This is a genomic window from Desulfoluna sp. CLI2B, from assembly GCF_056847375.1.
In genome coordinates, this window is the sequence record NZ_CP186557.1 from 1,219,231 (window position 1) to 1,237,681 (window position 18,451).

The following is an 18,451-nucleotide window of genomic DNA, read 5'->3' on the forward strand; positions in this document are numbered from 1 at the left end:
CATTGCCGGTATTCCCAAGGCAATGACCTACCAGGGCGATCATATGTCAGGCCCGGGTGTTTGTCAAAACGAGCCTTGTACGGAATGGGAAGCCGGCTCATATTTTGGAGGTATCGTTGTAAATTATAGGCCCTGCGCATTGCATTCCCGCCAGGGATGTCTACTTTTGAGATATTGACAACGACTCTGGCAACCATTTCACACGTCGAGTGCACCCATATTCAAGGCATCAGAACTGCAGATGGTGCATTCGGCTCGCCCGTAAAGCTGAGAAAATCGAGTAGATGTTCTGGTGACGCCGTTTTCTCATGAAATTTCCGGGATGGATTGAAAAGCGAGGATACCATGAAGACAGTCCGTGAGTATGAAGGATTTGAGCAGGGGCCCATCCGGCCTCCCAGCGAAGCGGCGAGCCTGTTGATTCGCGTGTCGCGTAACTGCCCGTGGAACCGATGCACCTTCTGCCCGGTCTACAAGGGGGAGACCTTTTCCCTGAGGCCTGTGGAGGACGTGATGCGGGACATCGACGCGGTGGCCCGGTATGCGATCCCCCTCCATGGGGTGATCAGAAATAACGGCCGGGTAACCCGCACCGACCTTGAGGCGGTTCAGGCCACGGTCAGGAGTGGAGAGATCCATGCCTTCCAGGCGGCGGCCAACTGGGCCCGGGGACGGATGACCTCGGTGTTCCTCCAGGACGCCAACAGCCTTATCGTGAAGCCCGAGGACCTGATCCGCGTCCTGGAGTACATGCGTTCTGTCTTTCCCTGGGACTATCGAATCACCTCCTATGCCAGGTCCCACACCGTGGCCCGGATCAGCGATGAGCACCTGGCCCGAATGGCCGAAGCCGGGTTGAACCGGATTCACATCGGCATGGAATCCGGCTCCGACGCTGTACTCAAACGGGTGAAAAAGGGTTCCACCAAGGCCATGCATATCCAGGGCGGCCTGAAGGTGAAGAAGGCGGGCATGGAACTCTCCGAGTACGTGATGCCCGGCCTGGGGGGAAAGGAGCTGTCCCGCGATCACGCCCTGGAGACCGCCGACGCCCTGACCCAGATCAACCCCGACTCCGGCTCCGCACCCTTGCCATCCCCGGGCATACCGAGCTCTATACCGACTGGAAGGAAGGACGGTTCGAGAAGATCACCGATGTGGAGGCCGCTGAAGAGATCCTTCTTTTTCTGGAGTCCCTGGGGGAGATCACCAGCACCCTCACAAGCGACCACATCCTGAACCTCTTTCAGGACGTGGAGGGGAGCTTTCCTGTTGACAGGGAGGCGATGTGCGATAAGATCCGCGCGTTTCTTGCCATGGATCCCGTGGAGAAGATGCACTATCAGGTGGGGCGGCGCCTTGGCCTGTTCCACGGCATCGGGGGCATGAAGGGCTCGGCCCATATGAAACAGGTGGAGGCCACCTGCAGGCAGTACGCCATCACCCCCGACAACGTGGACGAGGTGATCACCCAGCTCATGACCCAGTTTATCTGAGCAAAAAGCGACCCCTCGGCAAGTCCTTCCGGGGCCGCATCCGGTTTGTCTGTGAGCAGGGTGCACATGAGGAAATATTGTTTTTTTGGCGGGTGCATTGAAAAAACAAGTGATACGATGTAAATCTATTGTTTTTTTATGCCTCAGTTTTCAGGTGAGGCGATCTGCATACCGAGGAAAAGACGATGAAGCAGTTATGGCCAGAGGAGCTGGACGCCTTTCTGGACCGGCACCCGGAAGGGGAGGTAACCCTCGTGGACGTGCGTCGCGAGGAGGATTTTGAGCAGGAACACATACCCGGATCCGTGAGTATCCCGGCCCTTGCCATCAACAAACGGGCAGGGGAGCTGGATCCGAAGCGCACCACAGTCTTTGTCTGTGAGCGCGGGGCCAAATCCCTTGCCGTGGCGCTGATCTACGAGACGAACGTTGCGCCGGAGGGTGAGGTTTTCAACCTCGCCGGGGGCCTGGATGCCTACCTGGGGCGCCTGGCCTACGGCCTGCCCAAGATCCGGGTGATCCGTCAGCACGAAGACCTCCCGCGGATGCTCATGGCGGCCATGGACCTGGAAAAAGGCGCCTGGCGGTTTTATCAGCGCCTGGAAAAGCTCATGGAAGGCAAAGGGCCCGTGGGGGTGGTGAGGAAACTTGCCGCCGTGGAGATTTCCCACATCAACCTCATCCACGCCTACTTGAAGCGCCTGGACCCCCATGCCCCGGACTGTGTGACCCTGGTGAACACCCTGCCCGGTTCCGTTGTGGAAGGCGGGGAGAACCTGAGCCAGCTCTTTGAGCGCATGAAGGACGGCACCCTGGGATGGCGGGCCCTCTTTGAGGTGGCCCTGGAGGTGGAGGTGGCTGCCTATGAGATGTACCGCAACCTGGCCGACACCATGGAAGGGGAGGGCGCCGAGATTTTTTACTCGGTGGCCGCAGCCGAAAAAGAGCACATGCGCATGATCCTTGAAGAACTGGCGTGATGCTCTGGGCCATGCCAAGAATAAATAGCACATGACGGGATCATCCCATAAGTCCTCAGTTTTTTTAATACCGCATTTTCGCACGGAATGTGCCCTGATGCTCGGGGCACATTTTTTTTGCCCTTGCGGGCCGTGCCCGCAGGGGACACGCAGCACATACGATAGTCTATTATTTATAGTGAAGAAGGCACACCACATGTTGAATGTATTCAGTCGATTTATCTCACGCCTGCCCTTGCCCGTGGCCATGGCCTTTGGCCGATGCCTTGGATGGATCTGGTACTATCTTATCCCGATTCGACGAAAAGAGGCCCTGCACAACATCAATCGAGCCATGGGCAGGGAACTCACCAGAGACGAGCAGCGAAAGGCCATCCGGGAGCTGTTTGCCAACTTTGCCATGTACATCGTAGAGATACTCCGCATTCCCCATATGAGCCTTGAGGAGAACAAAAAACTGGTCCAGATCGACGGCTGGGAGCACATGGACGCCGCCCTTGCCCGCGGCAAAGGGGTGATCCTGGTGGCCACGCACCTGGATAACGTGGACTTGGGGGGATGCTCCATGGCCATGCGGGGGGCTCCCATCGCCGTGGTGGTCAAAGAGATGAGCAAGGCCGCAGAGCAGTTCATATCAAGTGTTCGCAAGAACACCGGTGTTATCATCATCAACCGCAAGGGGACCAAGAATTACATCAAGGAGCTGCTGGCGGAAAACAAGATCGTCACCCTGGTCATCGACCAGCATCTTGCCAAGCACCGGTCCATCGTGTGCGATTTTTTCGGAGAGCTTGCGGCAACGACCCCTGCTCCTGCACGGTTTGCCTTTGAGACCGGCGCCACCATCATCCCGGGGGTTATCAGCCGGAAAGCCAAAGACGGTCACCACCATGTCAAGGTTTCCCCGGCCTTCCATCTTGAGACGCCCTATGAGGATATGGATGAGAATATCCGCCACAACACCGAGCGCCTGAACCGCATCGCCGAAGGGTGGATTCGGGAAGCCCCCAACCAGTGGTGGTGGTTCCACAGGCGCTGGAAGGTGCAGGACAACCCCGAAGGCTGGGACATTCCCGACGCCCTTTTAAAGCAGGTTGCCTCCACCTCTGAGAACCATTGAGACCCGCCTTCAACCGGGAGAGGTGATTCAGCATGACAACATGCTGGACCTCTTCCGGTGACCTTCCCGGAACGTTTTTTCGTATCATACCTCCCACGGCCCCGATTTGCCTTTCATTGCCTTGCCCGGCGCATCCTGTTGGCAGACTCCCTGTTTTTGGATAGACTGATTCAGGCTGTTGTTTCAGATGGTTTTGTCGTTGCTGCACCAGCCCGTGCTGCGTGTGGCCTCTTGCAATATCGCCCAACCCATACACGGAAGGATGAGGTGTGCCATGCGAATCGACAACGAAGTGAAACTCGGGTTCAAGGATGTGCTGATCCGTCCGAAACGCTCCACCCTGAAGAGCAGGTCCCAGGTGGAGATGAACCGCACCTACCTGTTCCGGCACAGCCAGACCACCTGGTCCGGTGTGCCCATCATCGCCGCCAACATGGACACGGTGGGCACCCTGGCCATGGCCGAGGCCCTGGCAAAGCACGGGGCCATGACAGCCCTTCACAAGTATTACTCGCCGGAGGACCTCAAAAACTTTCTGGCGCGCCAGGATGATTCCATCTTCGACCACATCATGGTGAGCACCGGGACCATGGATGCGGATCTGGAGCGTTTGAAACAGATCGTTCATGTGCTGCCGCTTCTTAAATTCATCTGCATCGACGTGGCCAACGGGTACACGGAAAACTTCGTGGACGTGGTTCGCAGAGTGCGGGACCTTTTTCCGGACAAGGTGATCGTGGCGGGCAACGTGGTGACAGGGGAGATGGTGGAAGAGCTGATCCTCTCCGGGGCCGACGTGGTCAGCGTGGGAAGAGGGGTCGGTCTGCACCACCCGGGTGAAAACCGGGGTGGGGTATCCCCAGCTTTCGGCCATCATCGAGTGCGCGGACGCCGCCCACGGCCTCAAGGGGCTCATTGTTGCCGACGGCGGGTGCACCTGCGCCGGGGATATTGCCAAGGCCTTTGGCGCGGGCACCGATTTTACCATGCTGGGGGGGATGCTGGCGGGCCACGACGAATCCGGCGGGGAGATCCTCGAGGAGAACGGAGAAAAGGTGGTGACCTTCTACGGCATGAGCTCCCGGGACGCCATGGAAAAGCACAGCGGCGGGGTGGCCGACTACCGCGCCTCCGAGGGCAAATCCGTGACGGTCCCGTACCGGGGGGCGGTGGAAGACACCCTTCTGGACATTTTGGGGGGCCTTCGATCCACCTGCACTTACGTGGGCGCGGCCAAGCTCAAGGAACTCTCCAAACGCACCACCTTTATCCGGGTGATGGAGCAGCACAACCGGGCCTTCGGGGATGAGTAGCCTTGACCTTGCCGCTTTTTGAAAAGTGGGCTATCGTCGGGCTGACATGGGGGTTGTTCCCACAGACGTGATCTCCGTCACAGGGGACGATCCAGGCACCATGGTATGGATGGAATGTTTGAATCGCCTGTCGATACGCTTGTGGGTCGGTCCGCTCCGGACCTTCCGTCGGCGGGCAGTGTCTTGTTTTGGAGGGTTTGGCTGTATGCCGATGCGATGGATTGCGGTATTTCTTTTTCTCTTGTGTGCGGGGTGCGCCCCGATTGTGGTGGGAACCGGCGCCACAGGCGTCTACAAAAGCGCTTCGGATAAACGTACCTTCGGCAACCAGGTGGACGACGCCACCCTCACTGCCCGGGTCAAGACCGCCCTTGCCGAATGCCGGGAGGTGCCCACCTTCTCCGTGGACGTGGACACCATCGAAGGGGTGGTGACCCTCACCGGCATCGTGGACAACGAAGGGGTGGCGCGCAATGTGGAGGCCGTGGTCCGCAAGGTCTCAGGGGTCAAGGACGTCAACAACCTCCTGCAGGTGGGCCCCACCAGCATCGGGCAGGCCCTGGACGACAAGGTGGTGGGCATCAAGGTGAAGTCGGAACTCATCGCCTCACCGGACGTGGATGCCCTGCACATCGATGTGGACGTCAACAACGGGGTGGTGACCCTCACTGGCGTGCTGAAGAGCGCAGCCATGCGCGATGAAGCCGTTCGCCTGGCCGACCGCCTCGTGGGCGTCAAGCGCGTGGAGAACAACCTTGTGGTGAGATAAGCAACGCGGGCCATCATGGCTGTTTTTTGTGGAGCGCCGCACGCCAGTGCGGCGCTTTTGTTTTGCGGCAAAGCCCCGGGGTGTCCGTCTTTGGGGCCACTTCCTACCGGTGGTTGACAATTTCCTTGCTCGCTGCAAATTTTGCTGGAAATTGAATGTATTATCACGGATTGCCTTGAATTGTCCTTCCTTCTTTGCTACCTCCATCTATTCCTGAGATTTTATCATGTAACCGGATAAGGCACCGTTTTTTTGGAGGTGCCGACCCATGGGTTGAGGTGTGAGCAGGAGGAAGGATGCTGGAGCGAATCGACACGTTCGACTCCCGGTTTGTGGCGCCGCGCCATGTGGACGTGTGGCTGCCGCCGGGCTATGACAAGGGGGGAGGGGCCCGGTACCCCGTGATCTACCTGCAGGACGGGCAGTACAACTGCCTGCCCGCAAGCAACCTCATGGGCTGGGGGCTCTGCGATACGGCAAGGGGGCTCATTGAGGACGGGGTGATTCCCCCGGTGATCCTGGCCAACATCTGGAACACACCGGATCGCTGGCGGGAGTACGTTCCCAAAAAGCCCGTGGAACGGTATGTATCCGAAAAGGAGAAAGCGTCCATCCGGCGGCGGGGCAAATGCCCCACCTCGGATCGTTACCTGAGATTTCTTACCGAAGAGCTGATTCCCCACATGGAGTCGGCCTATCCCCTTATCACCCGCCCCGAAGCGCGGTTTGCCATGGGCTCCAGCTTAGGGGGCATCATCTCACTGTACGCGGTGTGCGAGCACCCGGACCTGTTTTGCGGGGCCGGCTGCCTCTCTTCCCACTGGCCCCTTTACGAGGGCTCCACCCTTCCCTACATGGCAGATACCCTGCCCGACCCCGCGTCTCACCGGTTTTACTTTGATATCAGCACCGAAGCCCTGGACGCCAAGTACATCCCCTACCACAGCCGCGTCCGGGACATCCTGGCCCGAAAAGGGTACCGGGAAGGGGAAAGCTGCATGAACCGTGTCTGGAAAGGCCACGACCACTCGGCCACCTCCTGGGGCAAACGGGTCCATGTGCCCCTGACCTTTCTCCTTAGAGGGGGCTCGCCATAAACAGGGTCTGCTCGGTGTCGTCGTTGCCCGACAGGGTGGAAAACCCCATGGATTGGTAAAGGGAAAAGGCCCTGGTGTTGTTTTCGTACACCTCCAGGGTGAGCTTGCAGCACCCTCTCTTTTCGGCTTCGTCGCGGACGGCGTTTAACAGGGTCTTGCCCACCCCATGGCCGCGGAATCGGCTGCTTACCCCCAGATCGTGGATGTTGAGCGAAGGCATGGCACGAAAGGTGGAAAATCCTTCCACGGTGACGGCAAAACCCGCGGGCTGCTTCTCTTCATAGGCGAGGAAGACCACCACGTCGTTTCGTTTTTGGATCGCCTCCACAAGGTTTGCGGGGATCGGGACATCGCTCGGGGTCCCGGCTGTTCCCAGGCTGCGGGTGTATTCTGTGAAAAGGGCGAGAAAATCGGCGGCCTCTCCTTCGTGGTCGAGGCGGGTGATCAAGACGTCTGACATGGTACAACTCCCTGTGTGACTTTTGGTTAAAACCTGTTTGTTTAACTTTTTAAACGTTTAGCCCCCCCCCCCCCGGCAGGGCCGCCGGAGACAACGGTTACATGGTGCAGATCAGGGCTCGGGGCGGCATTGAAAATAACGGTCCGTGGATCGCTGGATGGCAAAGTGACCTGAGTCGAGGATTTTTTGCCGTGCAGTCTCTTTGGGCTGGTGGCCGCTGTCGATGTAGAGGACCCCTTCCGGCACCAGAATGCGCCGGATGTCCGAGAGCATGGCCGTGGGGTCCTTGACCATGTGGAACATGTCCATGGCATACACGATGTGGACGCTGTCGTCGTCCAGGGGTGTCGCATACCCCCGGGTGAGCAGCCCCATGACGTTGGTGAGCCCCATGCGAAACGCCCTCTCGTTGACAGACTGGATGGCCAGGGGGTGGAGGTCCACGGCCGTCACCAGCCCTGTTCTCCCCACCCGCCGGGAGGCGGCCTTGAGGTAAGAGCCCGGACCGCACCCGTAATCCACCACATGCATCCCTTCCATGATCTCGAATTCCGCCAGGATATCCGTGCGCCTGCTGAACAGGTCCTTGACCCGGAAGGCCACCGTCATGAGCCTGAAAGCCGTGTTGGAAAGGTGCTCTTTCATGTTTTTTCCTTTTGGTCACTGTTCAGTTCAAACAAGCCTTCGCCAGCGGATGAGATCCGCCTGCACCCGTGGCTGCGTGTCACCATTCAGGACTACTGCGCCACACGCGAGGGCCGGAGGTCTTAGCGATCCCCTGCCTACGATGGATCAGAACGGGTCGACGGTCAAGACGGGGAGTGCATTTATCTGTGTCCTTTGAATGAATGATATGAAAAACTGTGCCCATTGAAAATGAAACCAACTGTATCTTTAGGCCTTCAGGATAAGTGGGGTAGGGTATCGTCATGAAAGCGAACGTTGCAGAGAAAAAGGGGGAGCAGCCCCTCTACGAGGAGGTGGCCGGGCGCCTGGCCCTCATGGTGAGGGAGGGCACGTTCCTGCCCGGTGAGAAGGTGCCCTCCATCCGGGCCATGAGCCAGCGGCTGAAGGTGAGCATCAACACCGTGAAGACCGCCTACGGCCTGCTGGAGGACCGGCGGGTCATCGAAGCACGCCCCCAGTCCGGTTACTACGTGTGCGCACGGCTTCCCGAGATTCCCCGGGAGCCGGATGTGCGGCGTCCCATCCTCAATGCCGCGGCCGTGGAGGCCGGAGAGATGGTCTCCCGCATCATGCGGGATGTCAACGACCCGAGGAGGGTGCAGTTCGGGGCGGCCATTCCCGACCCTGCCATTCTTCCGTCTGAAAAACTGGGACGGATCATGGCGGCCGAGGTGCGGCGCACCAAGGGCCACGGCACCGACTACGCCATGGGCAGCGGCCTTCCAAAGCTGAGGCACCAGATCGCCCGGCATATGCTCAAGGCCGGGGTGACCCTGTCTCCGGACGAGATCCTCATCACCTCCGGGGCCTCGGAAGGGGTCTCCCTGGCCATGAAGGTCCTCTGTCGGCCCGGGGACACCGTGGTCACAGGTGCCCCGGTCTATTTCAACTTTCTGCAGCTCTTCCGGGAGCTGGGTCTCAAGGTCCTTGAAATTCCCTCATCCCCCGTGGACGGGATTCATCTGGACGCCCTGGAGCGCGCCCTCTCCCGAAACCGGGTGAGCGCCTGCCTTCAGGTGACCAACTTCAACAACCCCTTAGGGGTCTCCCTCTCCGAGGAGAAGAAAAAAGCCCTGGTGGCTCTTCTGGCACGGTATCAGGTGCCCCTGGTGGAAGATGATATCAATGGCGACATCGCCTTTGAGGGCCGTCGCCCCGGGGTGTGCAAGGCCTACGATAAGAGCGGTATGGTGATCCTCTGCTCCTCTTTTTCCAAGACCCTGGCCCCGGGTTACCGGGTGGGGTGGATGGTTTCAGGCAGGTTCCAGGAGCGCATGCAGCGCCTGAAGATGGTATCCTCCCTGGCCACGGCCCTGCCCCCCCAGCTGGCCGTGGCAGAGTTTCTGGCCAACGGGGGCTACGAACACCACCTGCGGGGCCTCAGGCGTACCTGTGCCCAGCGGGTGGCCGCCATGGGCGAGATGGTGGGGGAGACCTTCCCCAAAGGCACCCGGGTCACCCGGCCCTGGGGCGGGTTTACCCTCTGGGTGGAGATGCCCCAGGCCGTGGACTCCCTGAAACTCTATGCCGCAGTGGAGCCCCTGGGCATCACCGTGGCCCCGGGCGCCCTTTTTTCCCTCGGCGACACCTACCAGCACTACCTGCGCCTCAACGCCGCCGCCTTTACACCGGAGACCCGCTGGGCCCTCAAGGCCGTTGGGGACGCTGCCCATGCGCTGGTGTAATGGACTCAAAAAGCGTGCCTCCGGCGGCGAGGTGAGCCACCTCGAAAGCTTATAGCCATTGCGCTTTGCCCTTCGTTCCTCAGGGCAAAGCGCAATGGCCTTCGGCTCGGGCTGCGCCCGACATAAACGCTGATGGTTTATGTTAGCTGCTTTATAACCTCGAAGTTATATCGGTTTTTTAAAACCTGTTTGTTAAACTTTTTAAAAGTTTAGCCCCCGGCAGGGCCGCCGGAGGCCTTTTTTTTCGATTTTTACGACCAACAATGTGATGGATGCTATGCGAAATGTAATGTTTTATGTGATGACGATTCTGATCTGGGGCTCCACCTGGCTGGCCATTACCTTTCAGCTGGGGCGCATCGACCCCATGGTGTCGGTGACCTATCGGTTTTCCCTGGCAGCGGTGCTTCTTCTCCTGTGGTGCGCCCTGCGGCGTTTGCCCATGCGATTTACAAGGAAAGAGCACCTGGCCATGGCCGCCCAGGGTGTTTTCCTCTTTGCCTTGACTTATGGTTGTTTACCTGTAGTCTCACATCGCAATGTGCTTCTGGAAGCGGCGAGATTTTCCACGGTGATGGTGATGAACGTGGTGAACGGGGCCTTGTTTCTCAAGAGCCCCGTGGACGCCAGGGTGGTGGCGGGGGGCGCGTTGGGCCTTGTGGGCATCGGCCTGGTGTTCCGGCCCGAGCTCACCTCGTTTCACTTCGGGGACAGCGGGGCCAAGGGGCTCATGCTCTGCTTTGCAGCTACTTATCTTGCCTCCATCGGCAACATCCTGTCCGCACGCAACCAGAAAGCAGGGCTCCCCGTGGTGCAGACCAATGCCTTCGGCATGCTCTACGGAGCCCTGCTTATGCTGGGGCTGTCCGCGCTTCTTGGGCGCTCCTTTGCCTTTGAGGTGAGCACTGCCTATGTGGGCTCCCTGGTCTACCTGGCGGTCTTCGGGTCCATCGTGGCCTTTGGTTGCTATCTCTCCCTCATCGGCCGCATCGGGGCGGATCGGGCGGCTTATGCCACCCTGGTCTTTCCGGTGGTGGCCCTGGTGATCTCCACCATCTGGGAAGGGTACCGGTGGAGCGGGTATGCCTTCAGCGGTGTGGCCCTGATCCTTTTGGGGAACCTCCTGTTGCTCAACCGAAAAGAGGAAAAGAAAACGTGTCAGGCAGGCCGTGCCGCAACACCTCCCGCCACTTCCCCTGATACTCTGACAGCCTGAATTTTTAGAAGGGACCAATGAACCATGGACATGCTGCTCCAGCTGTGGGGAGGCTCGTTTTACCTCGTCAATAAAATGCTGTTTTCATTTGCCGAAGGGGCTGGCGAACGTGGGGCTCGCCAGCTGAAACTGTGGGGCTGGGCCATCTACATTCTCGGGGTTCCTGCCTGGGTGACGATTTTGATCCTTAAGCACAACTGGATTGCCGCATCCATAGAGGCCGGAGGCGTCCCTGCCATGGTGCTGGGCCTGCTTCGTGTGTATCAGGGCAGCGGAGAGAGCCACGGGACCCTTGACGGGGTGGCCACGGTCAGCACCTACGGGTTCATGATCCTTGGCGTGGGGTTCAGCCTGTACGATTACCACGGCGTCACCTCGCTTTCCCAGGTGCTGGAGATGGGGGTGATGGTGGGGTTCCTGCTGGGGAGCTACCTTCTGGCAAAGGAGAGGCACGTGGGGTGGCTTTTTTTCATGCTGATGAACGCAAGCATGGGCACCCTGATGCTGCTTCAGGGCAAGCCCATCCTCGCGATTCAGCAAGGGGTGTCCCTCTGTTTTGTCGTGTACGGCTTTGTGGGTGCCGTCAGGAAGAATGCGGGCGGAGATTGCGAGGTCATCGTCGACTAAAGGGAATAATAAGGTCCCACGCCCCGGCAGGGCCGCCGGAGGCAAGTGAAAGGAAGAGAACTCACGAAAACGATTCCGATCGTCGGCGCAAAATGAGCTGGGAATCCACCGCCGGTTACTACAAAGCCATCAATGAAGGGGTCGGCTAGCCCGGCGGCCTTCACTCGGCCAAGATCAGCCTGTACAGCGTGGATTTTGAAGAGGTGGAGGCCCTTCAGGATGCCGGAGCAGCCGCGTACGCTGCCGGACTTCTTCGGCCGGGCCGCAACCTCGGTGGAGGCGGCGGGCGCGGACTTTCTCATGATCTGCACCAACACCATGCACAAGGTGGCCGAAGAGGTCCAGGCGCGCATCGCCATTCCCCTTCTTCACATCGCCGATGCCACGGCCGAGGCCCTGGCCGCCGACGGGATCTCCAGGGTGGGGCTTTTGGGGACGCGCTTTACCATGGAAGAAGATTTTTACACAGAAAGGCTCAACCAGAGGTTGGCCTTGAGGGCGGACGCACCCGGATGACCGGGGCCGTGGTGATGTCCACAACGTGATCTACGAACTGGAACTCTGCCGCGGCGAGATCAACCCCTCCTCCAGGGAACGCTTTGTGGAGATCATTGAGAAACTCAAGGCAAAAGGGGCCGAAGCCGTGATCTGGGGCTATGGTAGATCGGCCTGCTGGTGGGGCCGTCAGATACCCAGGTGCCCCTCTACGACACCGCGGCCATCCATGCGGCCAAAGCCGTGGCGTGTGCCATCGGGTAAGAAAAGCGCCTCCGGCGGCCAGGTGGGGGCACCTGGAAACCTTGTGGCGAATGCATGAAGACCGCCATTCTGCCTGTGTTATCGGGGCATTCGCGTGGGGTGTGATATGGGACAGCCGGTGTTGCAGGAGAGGCCCTTTCCGTTTATCAGGAAACCGGTTGGTTTTACAGCTTGATATGTAGGCTTCGGTAGGGTGCGCTTGAGCACCAATGGGTTGGTAAAATCAACCCTTTTGCCGATTCTGTGTTTCGCAAGGGGAGCCTGTGCATGGCTTTTTATGGGTGTCGTGACCCTTTGGTGGTGCGCAAGCGCACCCTGCCTTGCATATCCCCTCCCCCACATACATTAAGGATTCGCCCCCGGCAACGTTGCCGGGGGCTTTTTTTATTGTTTTTATGTGGTGTGTTGTATCAGATCCTGAATTTTCCCACCTGCTCCTGCAAGCCGCCGGACAGGCCGGTGACGTCTTCGGCATGGGTGTTGACCATGTCGCTGCTGGAGACGAGGGTGGCGGCGGTGTGGCTGACCTCGGTGATCTCCCGGGCGATCTGGTCGGCAAAGCGCGCGCCGTCTCGGGCCTGGTCGTTGACCAGGGCGATGGCCTGGGAGGACTGGGCCAGGTTGCCGGAGATCTCCCGGGTCGTCACAGACTGCTCTTCGATGGTGGTGCCGATGGTCTGGATGATCTGGTCGATTTCATGGATCGTCTGGGCCGTGGCGTTCATGCCGGCGGTGGTGTTTTTGGCGGCATTCTGGATGCCCACGATCTGTTCGTTGATGCGGGTGGTGGCTGCCCCGGCTTCGTGGGCCAGGGTTTTGATCTCGTTTGCCACCACGGCAAAGCCTTTACCCGCTTCTCCGGCCCGGGCCGCCTCGATGGTGGCGTTTAAGGCCAGCAGGTTGGTCTGGCCGGAGATGTCGTCGATGGTCTGGGAGACCTCGCCGATCTCCTTGGCGGCTCTGCCCAGGGTCTCCATGAGCTCCTTGGCCCGGTGGGTCTCGCTGACGGCGGTCTCTGAGATGGAGCGGGCGGTTTCTGTTTTTCCGGCGATCTCGGCGATGGAGGCGGTCATCTCCTCGGTGGCCGAGGCCACGAGGTGGGCCGTGGACGAGGCGTCGTTGAGGGCCTCTGCCATGCTCTCGATGTTTCCGCTCATGTCCGAGGCGGCCGTGGCCACGGAGTGGAGCTGATGGGACATGCCGTCCGCTCCCTTGGTCATCTCCCCGGAGATGGAGAGCAGCTCCTTGGAAGCCGAGCCGATGGTGCCGGAGCCCCCGGCAATATCGCGGATCATGCCCTGGAGCTTTTCGAGGAAAGAGTTGAAGAGGGTGGCCAGCTCTCCGATTTCGTCCCGTGCCCCGTAGGAGAGGCGACCGGTGAGGTCCCCGTCGCCCTGGGCGATGTCCGCCACCATGGTGATGACCTGCTTTAAGGGGACGGTGATGGAGCGGGTGATGAAAAAGGCCAGGACCATGCCGATGAGGACAGCTATGGCTCCAACAACCATGGCGATGCGCGACAGGGTCTCTGCGGAGTCGCCAAGGGTTCGGGAGCGCGAGCCCGCGATGTCCATGGCCTCCCGGTAGATGCCCTCCACGGCTTCGCCGATCTCCCGGGCCGAAGCGCCCATGGTGGCCTCGGCCTCTTCGATGATCCTCTCCTCGCCAAGGACTTCTGCAAAGGCATTGGCGTAGGCATCCAGCTGCTCGGTGGCCTCGGTGACGTGGGTCTGGGTGATACCGGCCCCCTTGAGCTGGTCCGAGAGGGTGGTAACGGCCGTGCGGGTGGCCTCGGCATCCTTTTCTTCTCCGTAGAGGAGGTAACTCTTCTCATGGGTGCGGATGGCCAGGAGGAGTTTTCCGGCCATGGGCACGTAGACATCGTTTAAGGAGGCTTCGATGTTCTCCCGGGTGGTGACCATGATCTCGTAGAAGTACTCGTCGTCGTCCAGCTGCTCCAGGGCCCCTTTGTAAAGGGTCAGCTGCTTGGCCTGGTAGGCCTTGCTTTCGGCGCTGCAGGTGGAGCGGTTCAGGGCCGCTTCATAGGCATCGATGCTGTTGACGAGGTTCTCCCTGGCGTCGGCAAAGGTGGTCTGCTTGAACTCCCGCTCGCAGATCCAGAGCCGCAGAAAGGCGAGGTAGAGGGTCTCCACCTGGTGGCCCTTCATCTTCTCTTCCAGGATGGCACCCGCCTTGTTGAGTTCCCCCTGGAGGCCCGAGTGGGCATCGGCCCCTTTGCGCTCCCAGGCCGAGGCAAGTTCCAGAAAAGAGGCCAGGTAGTGTTCGGCCAGGTCCTTGACCCGGTCGGATTTTTCAGCGCTCTTCAGGTAGCCTGCCTGTCTGGCCAGGGTGTTGATGGCGTCGGCTTCGTCCTGGAGCCGTGCGATGCCCTCCTTCAGGGTTGCCAGGGCAGCTTCGTCCCGGCTGGCGAGGAAGCGGCTCTGGAGTTCCCGGCTTTCGATGAGCAGGGATTTGACGTCGGCCGCGTTTTCAGCAATTTTCAGCTCCACCGCCATGAGGTTTCCCACGCTTTTCACCGTGGAGCGGACGCAGTACTGGTAGATACCGATGACACCTAAGAGCAGGAAGATGACAATGCCGAACCCTCCGCCCAGTTTGTAGATCATTTTCATGGCTGCCTCCTTATCCCCTGTGTTTCCAGGTCTCGATGAGTTTGTCGTAGGGCATGGTTTTTCCCTTTTCATCCGGCACGGGCGCCTTGGGGGCTCCGGGCTGGTTCAGCCAGTAGTCGCGGGATTTTTTGGGGTTGAGCTTCGGCGAGTACCGGGGAAGCTCCATGGCTGCCATGAGGTCCTCCATGGCGTGGGCGATGTTGTCCATGGCCTGCTGGGCGGTGATCTCTCCGGCCACGGCCATGCCCACGTTTTTGGCCCACTGGGCTGAAAGGGAGGGGTAGTGGGGGACGTTGGGGCCGGTGTCCGTCCACCGGTTCTCCACCGGGGAGCGGTAAAAGGTGATGAGGCCGCCGAATTTTCCTTCGTAACGGTCCAGCTTGGGCGAGAAGATGGTGCTTTTACGGATGGGGGTTTTGTTTTCAAGGAACTTTTTCATGCACACCGATTTGGAGACGCAGAACTGGGCCCAGAGCCAGGCCGCCTTCCGGTGCTTGCCCGTGACCGAGTGTTTGAGGATGGTCCAGCTGCCGGTGTCCTGATAGCCCACTTTCATGCCCTCTTCCCAGTACTTGCCGTGGGGGGAGGGGGCCACGCGCCACAGGGGGTTGCCCTTGCTGTCCGTTACCCGGCTCTCCGGGTTGGTGTAGGCGTCTTCCGACAGCCAGGTGGTGTACTGGAAGATGCTCTGGGCGATGCGGCCCTTGGAGGGAACAATGCCCGCCACGAAAAAGTCCATGTACTCCCCGTACGGGGGGGCGTAGGCCTTCATCCAGTGGATGTATTTTTCCATGGCGTAGACCGCGGCCGGGCCGTTGGTGGCACCGCCCCGGGCCACGGTGGCCCCCACGGGGATCTTGTTTTCCACCCGGATGCCCCATTCGTCCACGGGAAGCCCGTTGGGCAGGCCCTTGTCGCCAGCCCCTGCCATGGAGAGCCAGGCGTCGGTGAAGCGCCATCCCAGGCCCGGGGATTTTTTCCCGTAGTCCATGTGGCCGTACACTTTTTTGCCGTCGATGGTCTTGCCGGTGAAAAATTCGGCGATGTCTTCGTAGGCCTGCCAGTTGATGGGCACCCCGAGCTCGTAGCCGTAGCGCGCCTTGAACTCTTTTTTGAATTGCGGGTTGGTAAACCAGTCGTAGCGGAACCAGTAGAGGTTGGCGAACTGCTGATCCGGGAGCTGGAGCTGATGGCCCTCGTAGTCCTGGCCGAACTCCAGGTTGAGGAAGTCATCAGCTTCCCAGGCTGGTTGTAGTCGACGGCCCTTCCCCTACAAAAGCTTTGAAGTCCAGGGCACTGTCGCAGTGGCCGATTGTTGCGGTCGAAGATGTTGGACTGCTCTTCTGTCGGTCTCCATCGGCCGCTGCCGTCCACCTCACCTTCCCCGCATGATGTCCACCCGGACCTTGATGCCGGTGATTTCGGTGAAGGCCTTGGCCAGCACCGCCGCCTCCCACTTGTGGGTGGGGATCCCTTCGGCGCAGGCCCTGATCTCCATGCCCTTGTATGGGGCGGCCGTCCGGGCGAACCAGGTGAGCTCGTCTTGTTGGGCCTGTCGTGACAGCGCCGAGGGTTGAAGCGCTTTGGCCCATGTTTCGATCTTCCCGGCCTCTGCCCGGCCGGGGTGTGCGGCCAGCAGGAGCATCATGGCCAGGATGGTGAACCCGTGTTTCTTTGTGTTACGCATACGTCTTTCCCTTTCCCATTTCAGGTTGCCGAAGGGTCCGGCAGGGCCCGAAGGCATCGTCGTATTACCGTGTACTAAAAAACAGATACCTCATATTTAGAAAAATTATATGGTGTAGCTTATGTTTGGATAAGCTAAATTTACTTGCTGTGTCTGTGCTAATGTTAGTGTGTGTTTAATACTACCCAATATTGAATTAAAAATCAATGAAATCATCCATCAATTGGACTTGTCAGGGGTCTGTCAAGGGGGTGTGTGCTGTTATGCTGTTGTGTATTTCTATGTATTGTGCAGGGTTGATGTAGTAGGAATTAAGTAAAAAATAAAAAGGGTGTGTTCTTGTGGTAGGTAATGTGCGGGGAGGGTGCCGGGGCGTTGGGGTCCGCCCCGGCTCAGGATCAAGCCAACAGGCTTTGACCGGTCATCTCCTCGGGTTGGGGTATCCCCAGGAGAGACAGGATGGTGGGGGCGATGTCGCAGAGGCGACCTCCGTCCCGCAAAGAGGGGGTGTCGGCGCCCAGGAGGATCAGGGGCACCGGGTTGGTGGTGTGGGCGGTCATGGGGTTCCCTGTGATGGGGTCCACCATGATCTCCGCGTTGCCGTGGTCGGCGGTGATGAGAACCGCTCCGCCGTTTTCCGTGGCGGCGGAAACCACCCGGCCCAGGCAGTCGTCCACGGTTTCAAGGGCCTTGACAGCCGCCTTCATGTCGCCTGTGTGGCCCACCATGTCCGCGTTGGCGAAGTTGAGCACGGTCAGGTCGTCCGGGGTGGCTGTGAAGCGCTCCACAAAGGTGTCTGTGAGCTCAACGGCGGACATCTCCGGTTTCAGGTCGTAGGTGGCCACCTTGGGGGAGGGGATCAGGAGCCTGGTCTCGCCCGGGGATTCGGCCTCCACGCCGCCGTTGAAGAAGAAGGTGACGTGGGCGTACTTTTCGGTCTCGGCGATGCGCAGCTGGGTGCGTCCGGCCTCGGCCACCACAGTGCCCAGGGGGCGCTTGGGGGTGACGGGCCCGAAGGCAACGGAGGTGCCCTTGATGTCGGCATCGTATTCGGTCATGCAGACAAAGTGGACGTCCCGTTTTTCCCGCTGGAACCCTTCAAACTCATCATCCACAAAGGCGCGGGTGATCTGGCGCGCCCGGTCCGGGCGGAAGTTGAAGAAGATCACGGCGTCGCCGTCGCGGATGGCCCCTTCGGTCCCTTCAAGGAGCAGGGGTTCGAAGAACTCATCGGTGTCGCCCTTGGCGTAGGACGCTTCCACGGCATGGGCGGCAGTTGCGGCCCGGGCCGGTTCGTTACCGGTGAGGGTGTCGTAGGCGTATCGGGTTCTCTCCCAGCGGTTGTCACGGTCCATGGCGTAGTAGCGGCCGCTCAGGGAGGCCAGGGTGCCCACGCGCATGGTGTGGAACGTGTGCTCCAGCTCTTCGATGAAGGAGAGGGCGCTCTGGGGTGGGGTGTCCCGTCCGTCCAGGATGGCGTGGACAAAGACCTGCTCCACCTTATTACGGGCGGCCATATCCAAAAGGCCCTTGAGGTGGGCCATGTGGCTGTGGACGCCGCCATCGGAGAGGAGACCCATGAGGTGCAGGGCCTTGCCCGGCTCCTTGGCGCGGTTTACGGCTTCAAGCAGGGTCGGATTTTCAAAGAAAGAGCCGTCCTCGATGGCGTGGGTGATGCGCGAGAGGGACTGGCGGACCACACGGCCGCAGCCGATGTTGAGGTGCCCCACCTCGGAGTTGCCCATCTGGCCGGGAGGCAGCCCCACGTCCTCGCCGCTGGCGGCAAGGGTGGTGTGGGCGGCTTCGGCCATGAAGCGATCCATGTTGGGGGTGTCCGCATGCTGGACGGCGTTGTAGCGGCAGGGTTTCCCCTCTCCCCAGCCGTCCAGAATGACAAGTGTCACCGGTGTGTTCATGGGTAC

The 18,451-nt window shown here is 60.0% G+C and carries 17 protein-coding genes and 1 pseudogene; 12 read left to right on the forward strand and 6 right to left on the reverse strand.

Annotation, left to right across the window (positions count from 1 at the left end):
- Positions 1–345 precede the first annotated feature (345 nt).
- From ACOYW2_RS06045 to ACOYW2_RS06075, 7 genes and pseudogenes are all read left to right on the forward strand, one after another.
- Entirely contained in the window at positions 346–1,239 is an 894-nt protein-coding gene (locus ACOYW2_RS06045; protein ID WP_482769764.1) for a radical SAM protein, read from the forward strand.
- A complete protein-coding gene (locus tag ACOYW2_RS06050) occupies positions 1,158–1,496 on the forward strand; it encodes a hypothetical protein (protein WP_482769765.1) in 339 nt (112 codons plus the stop codon). Before ACOYW2_RS06045 ends, ACOYW2_RS06050 begins: the two co-directional genes overlap by 82 nt.
- A gap of 185 nt (positions 1,497–1,681) precedes the next feature.
- On the forward strand, positions 1,682–2,476 hold the full coding sequence (locus tag ACOYW2_RS06055) for a rhodanese-like domain-containing protein (protein WP_482769766.1): 795 nt from the start codon (positions 1,682–1,684) through the stop codon (positions 2,474–2,476).
- Positions 2,477–2,672: 196 nt separating this feature from the next.
- Positions 2,673–3,596, forward strand: a complete 924-nt coding sequence (locus tag ACOYW2_RS06060; protein ID WP_482422139.1) for a lysophospholipid acyltransferase family protein — start codon at positions 2,673–2,675, stop codon at positions 3,594–3,596.
- A 274-nt stretch (positions 3,597–3,870) separates the two neighbouring features.
- Positions 3,871–4,909 (forward strand): annotated as a pseudogene (locus tag ACOYW2_RS06065) (GMP reductase).
- A 205-nt stretch (positions 4,910–5,114) separates the two neighbouring features.
- On the forward strand, positions 5,115–5,678 hold the full coding sequence (locus ACOYW2_RS06070) for a BON domain-containing protein (RefSeq protein WP_482769767.1): 564 nt from the start codon (positions 5,115–5,117) through the stop codon (positions 5,676–5,678).
- Between the two features lie 296 nt (positions 5,679–5,974).
- Positions 5,975–6,775, forward strand: coding sequence for an alpha/beta hydrolase (locus tag ACOYW2_RS06075; protein WP_482422141.1), 801 nt, complete (start codon positions 5,975–5,977; stop codon positions 6,773–6,775).
- Here ACOYW2_RS06075 and ACOYW2_RS06080 read toward each other — a convergent pair.
- Both ACOYW2_RS06080 and ACOYW2_RS06085 read right to left on the reverse strand, forming a co-directional pair.
- On the reverse strand, positions 6,756–7,235 hold the full coding sequence (locus ACOYW2_RS06080; protein WP_482417022.1) for a GNAT family N-acetyltransferase: 480 nt from the start codon (positions 7,233–7,235) through the stop codon (positions 6,756–6,758). The two genes, ACOYW2_RS06075 and ACOYW2_RS06080, sit on opposite strands and share 20 nt — an antisense overlap.
- 111 nt (positions 7,236–7,346) lie before the next feature.
- The gene (locus ACOYW2_RS06085) at positions 7,347–7,880 is read right to left on the reverse strand and encodes a class I SAM-dependent methyltransferase (RefSeq protein WP_482769768.1); all 534 of its coding nucleotides are present in this window, start codon (positions 7,878–7,880) and stop codon (positions 7,347–7,349) included.
- 284 nt (positions 7,881–8,164) lie between these two features.
- Between ACOYW2_RS06085 and ACOYW2_RS06090 the strand changes: the two genes are divergently transcribed.
- The 5 genes from ACOYW2_RS06090 to ACOYW2_RS06110 all read left to right on the forward strand — a co-directional run bounded on the left by ACOYW2_RS06090 (position 8,165) and on the right by ACOYW2_RS06110 (position 12,267).
- On the forward strand, positions 8,165–9,607 hold the full coding sequence (locus tag ACOYW2_RS06090; protein WP_482769769.1) for an aminotransferase-like domain-containing protein: 1,443 nt from the start codon (positions 8,165–8,167) through the stop codon (positions 9,605–9,607).
- Positions 9,608–9,908: 301 nt separating this feature from the next.
- Complete coding sequence (locus ACOYW2_RS06095; RefSeq protein ID WP_482769770.1) at positions 9,909–10,823, forward strand: DMT family transporter; 915 nt, start codon at positions 9,909–9,911, stop codon at positions 10,821–10,823.
- A 24-nt stretch (positions 10,824–10,847) separates the two neighbouring features.
- A complete protein-coding gene (locus tag ACOYW2_RS06100) occupies positions 10,848–11,450 on the forward strand; it encodes a hypothetical protein (protein WP_482769771.1) in 603 nt (200 codons plus the stop codon).
- 219 nt (positions 11,451–11,669) lie between these two features.
- Positions 11,670–11,966 carry an aspartate/glutamate racemase family protein gene (locus tag ACOYW2_RS06105; protein ID WP_482769772.1) on the forward strand — a complete coding sequence of 99 codons (297 nt, stop codon included), beginning with the start codon at positions 11,670–11,672 and terminating at the stop codon, positions 11,964–11,966.
- A gap of 25 nt (positions 11,967–11,991) precedes the next feature.
- Positions 11,992–12,267, forward strand: coding sequence for a hypothetical protein (locus ACOYW2_RS06110; protein WP_482769773.1), 276 nt, complete (start codon positions 11,992–11,994; stop codon positions 12,265–12,267).
- Between the two features lie 352 nt (positions 12,268–12,619).
- Here the strand turns inward: ACOYW2_RS06110 and ACOYW2_RS06115 are convergent, their stop codons facing one another.
- The 4 genes from ACOYW2_RS06115 to gpmI form a co-directional block, all read right to left on the reverse strand.
- Positions 12,620–14,842, reverse strand: a complete 2,223-nt coding sequence (locus tag ACOYW2_RS06115; RefSeq protein ID WP_482769774.1) for a methyl-accepting chemotaxis protein — start codon at positions 14,840–14,842, stop codon at positions 12,620–12,622.
- 10 nt (positions 14,843–14,852) lie between these two features.
- On the reverse strand, positions 14,853–15,917 hold the full coding sequence (locus tag ACOYW2_RS06120) for a type 2 periplasmic-binding domain-containing protein (protein ID WP_482422152.1): 1,065 nt from the start codon (positions 15,915–15,917) through the stop codon (positions 14,853–14,855).
- Positions 15,918–16,217: 300 nt separating this feature from the next.
- A complete protein-coding gene (locus ACOYW2_RS06125; protein WP_482769775.1) occupies positions 16,218–16,529 on the reverse strand; it encodes a hypothetical protein in 312 nt (103 codons plus the stop codon).
- Positions 16,530–16,927: 398 nt separating this feature from the next.
- Complete coding sequence (gene gpmI, locus ACOYW2_RS06130; protein WP_482769776.1) at positions 16,928–18,445, reverse strand: 2,3-bisphosphoglycerate-independent phosphoglycerate mutase; 1,518 nt, start codon at positions 18,443–18,445, stop codon at positions 16,928–16,930.
- Positions 18,446–18,451 lie beyond the last annotated feature (6 nt).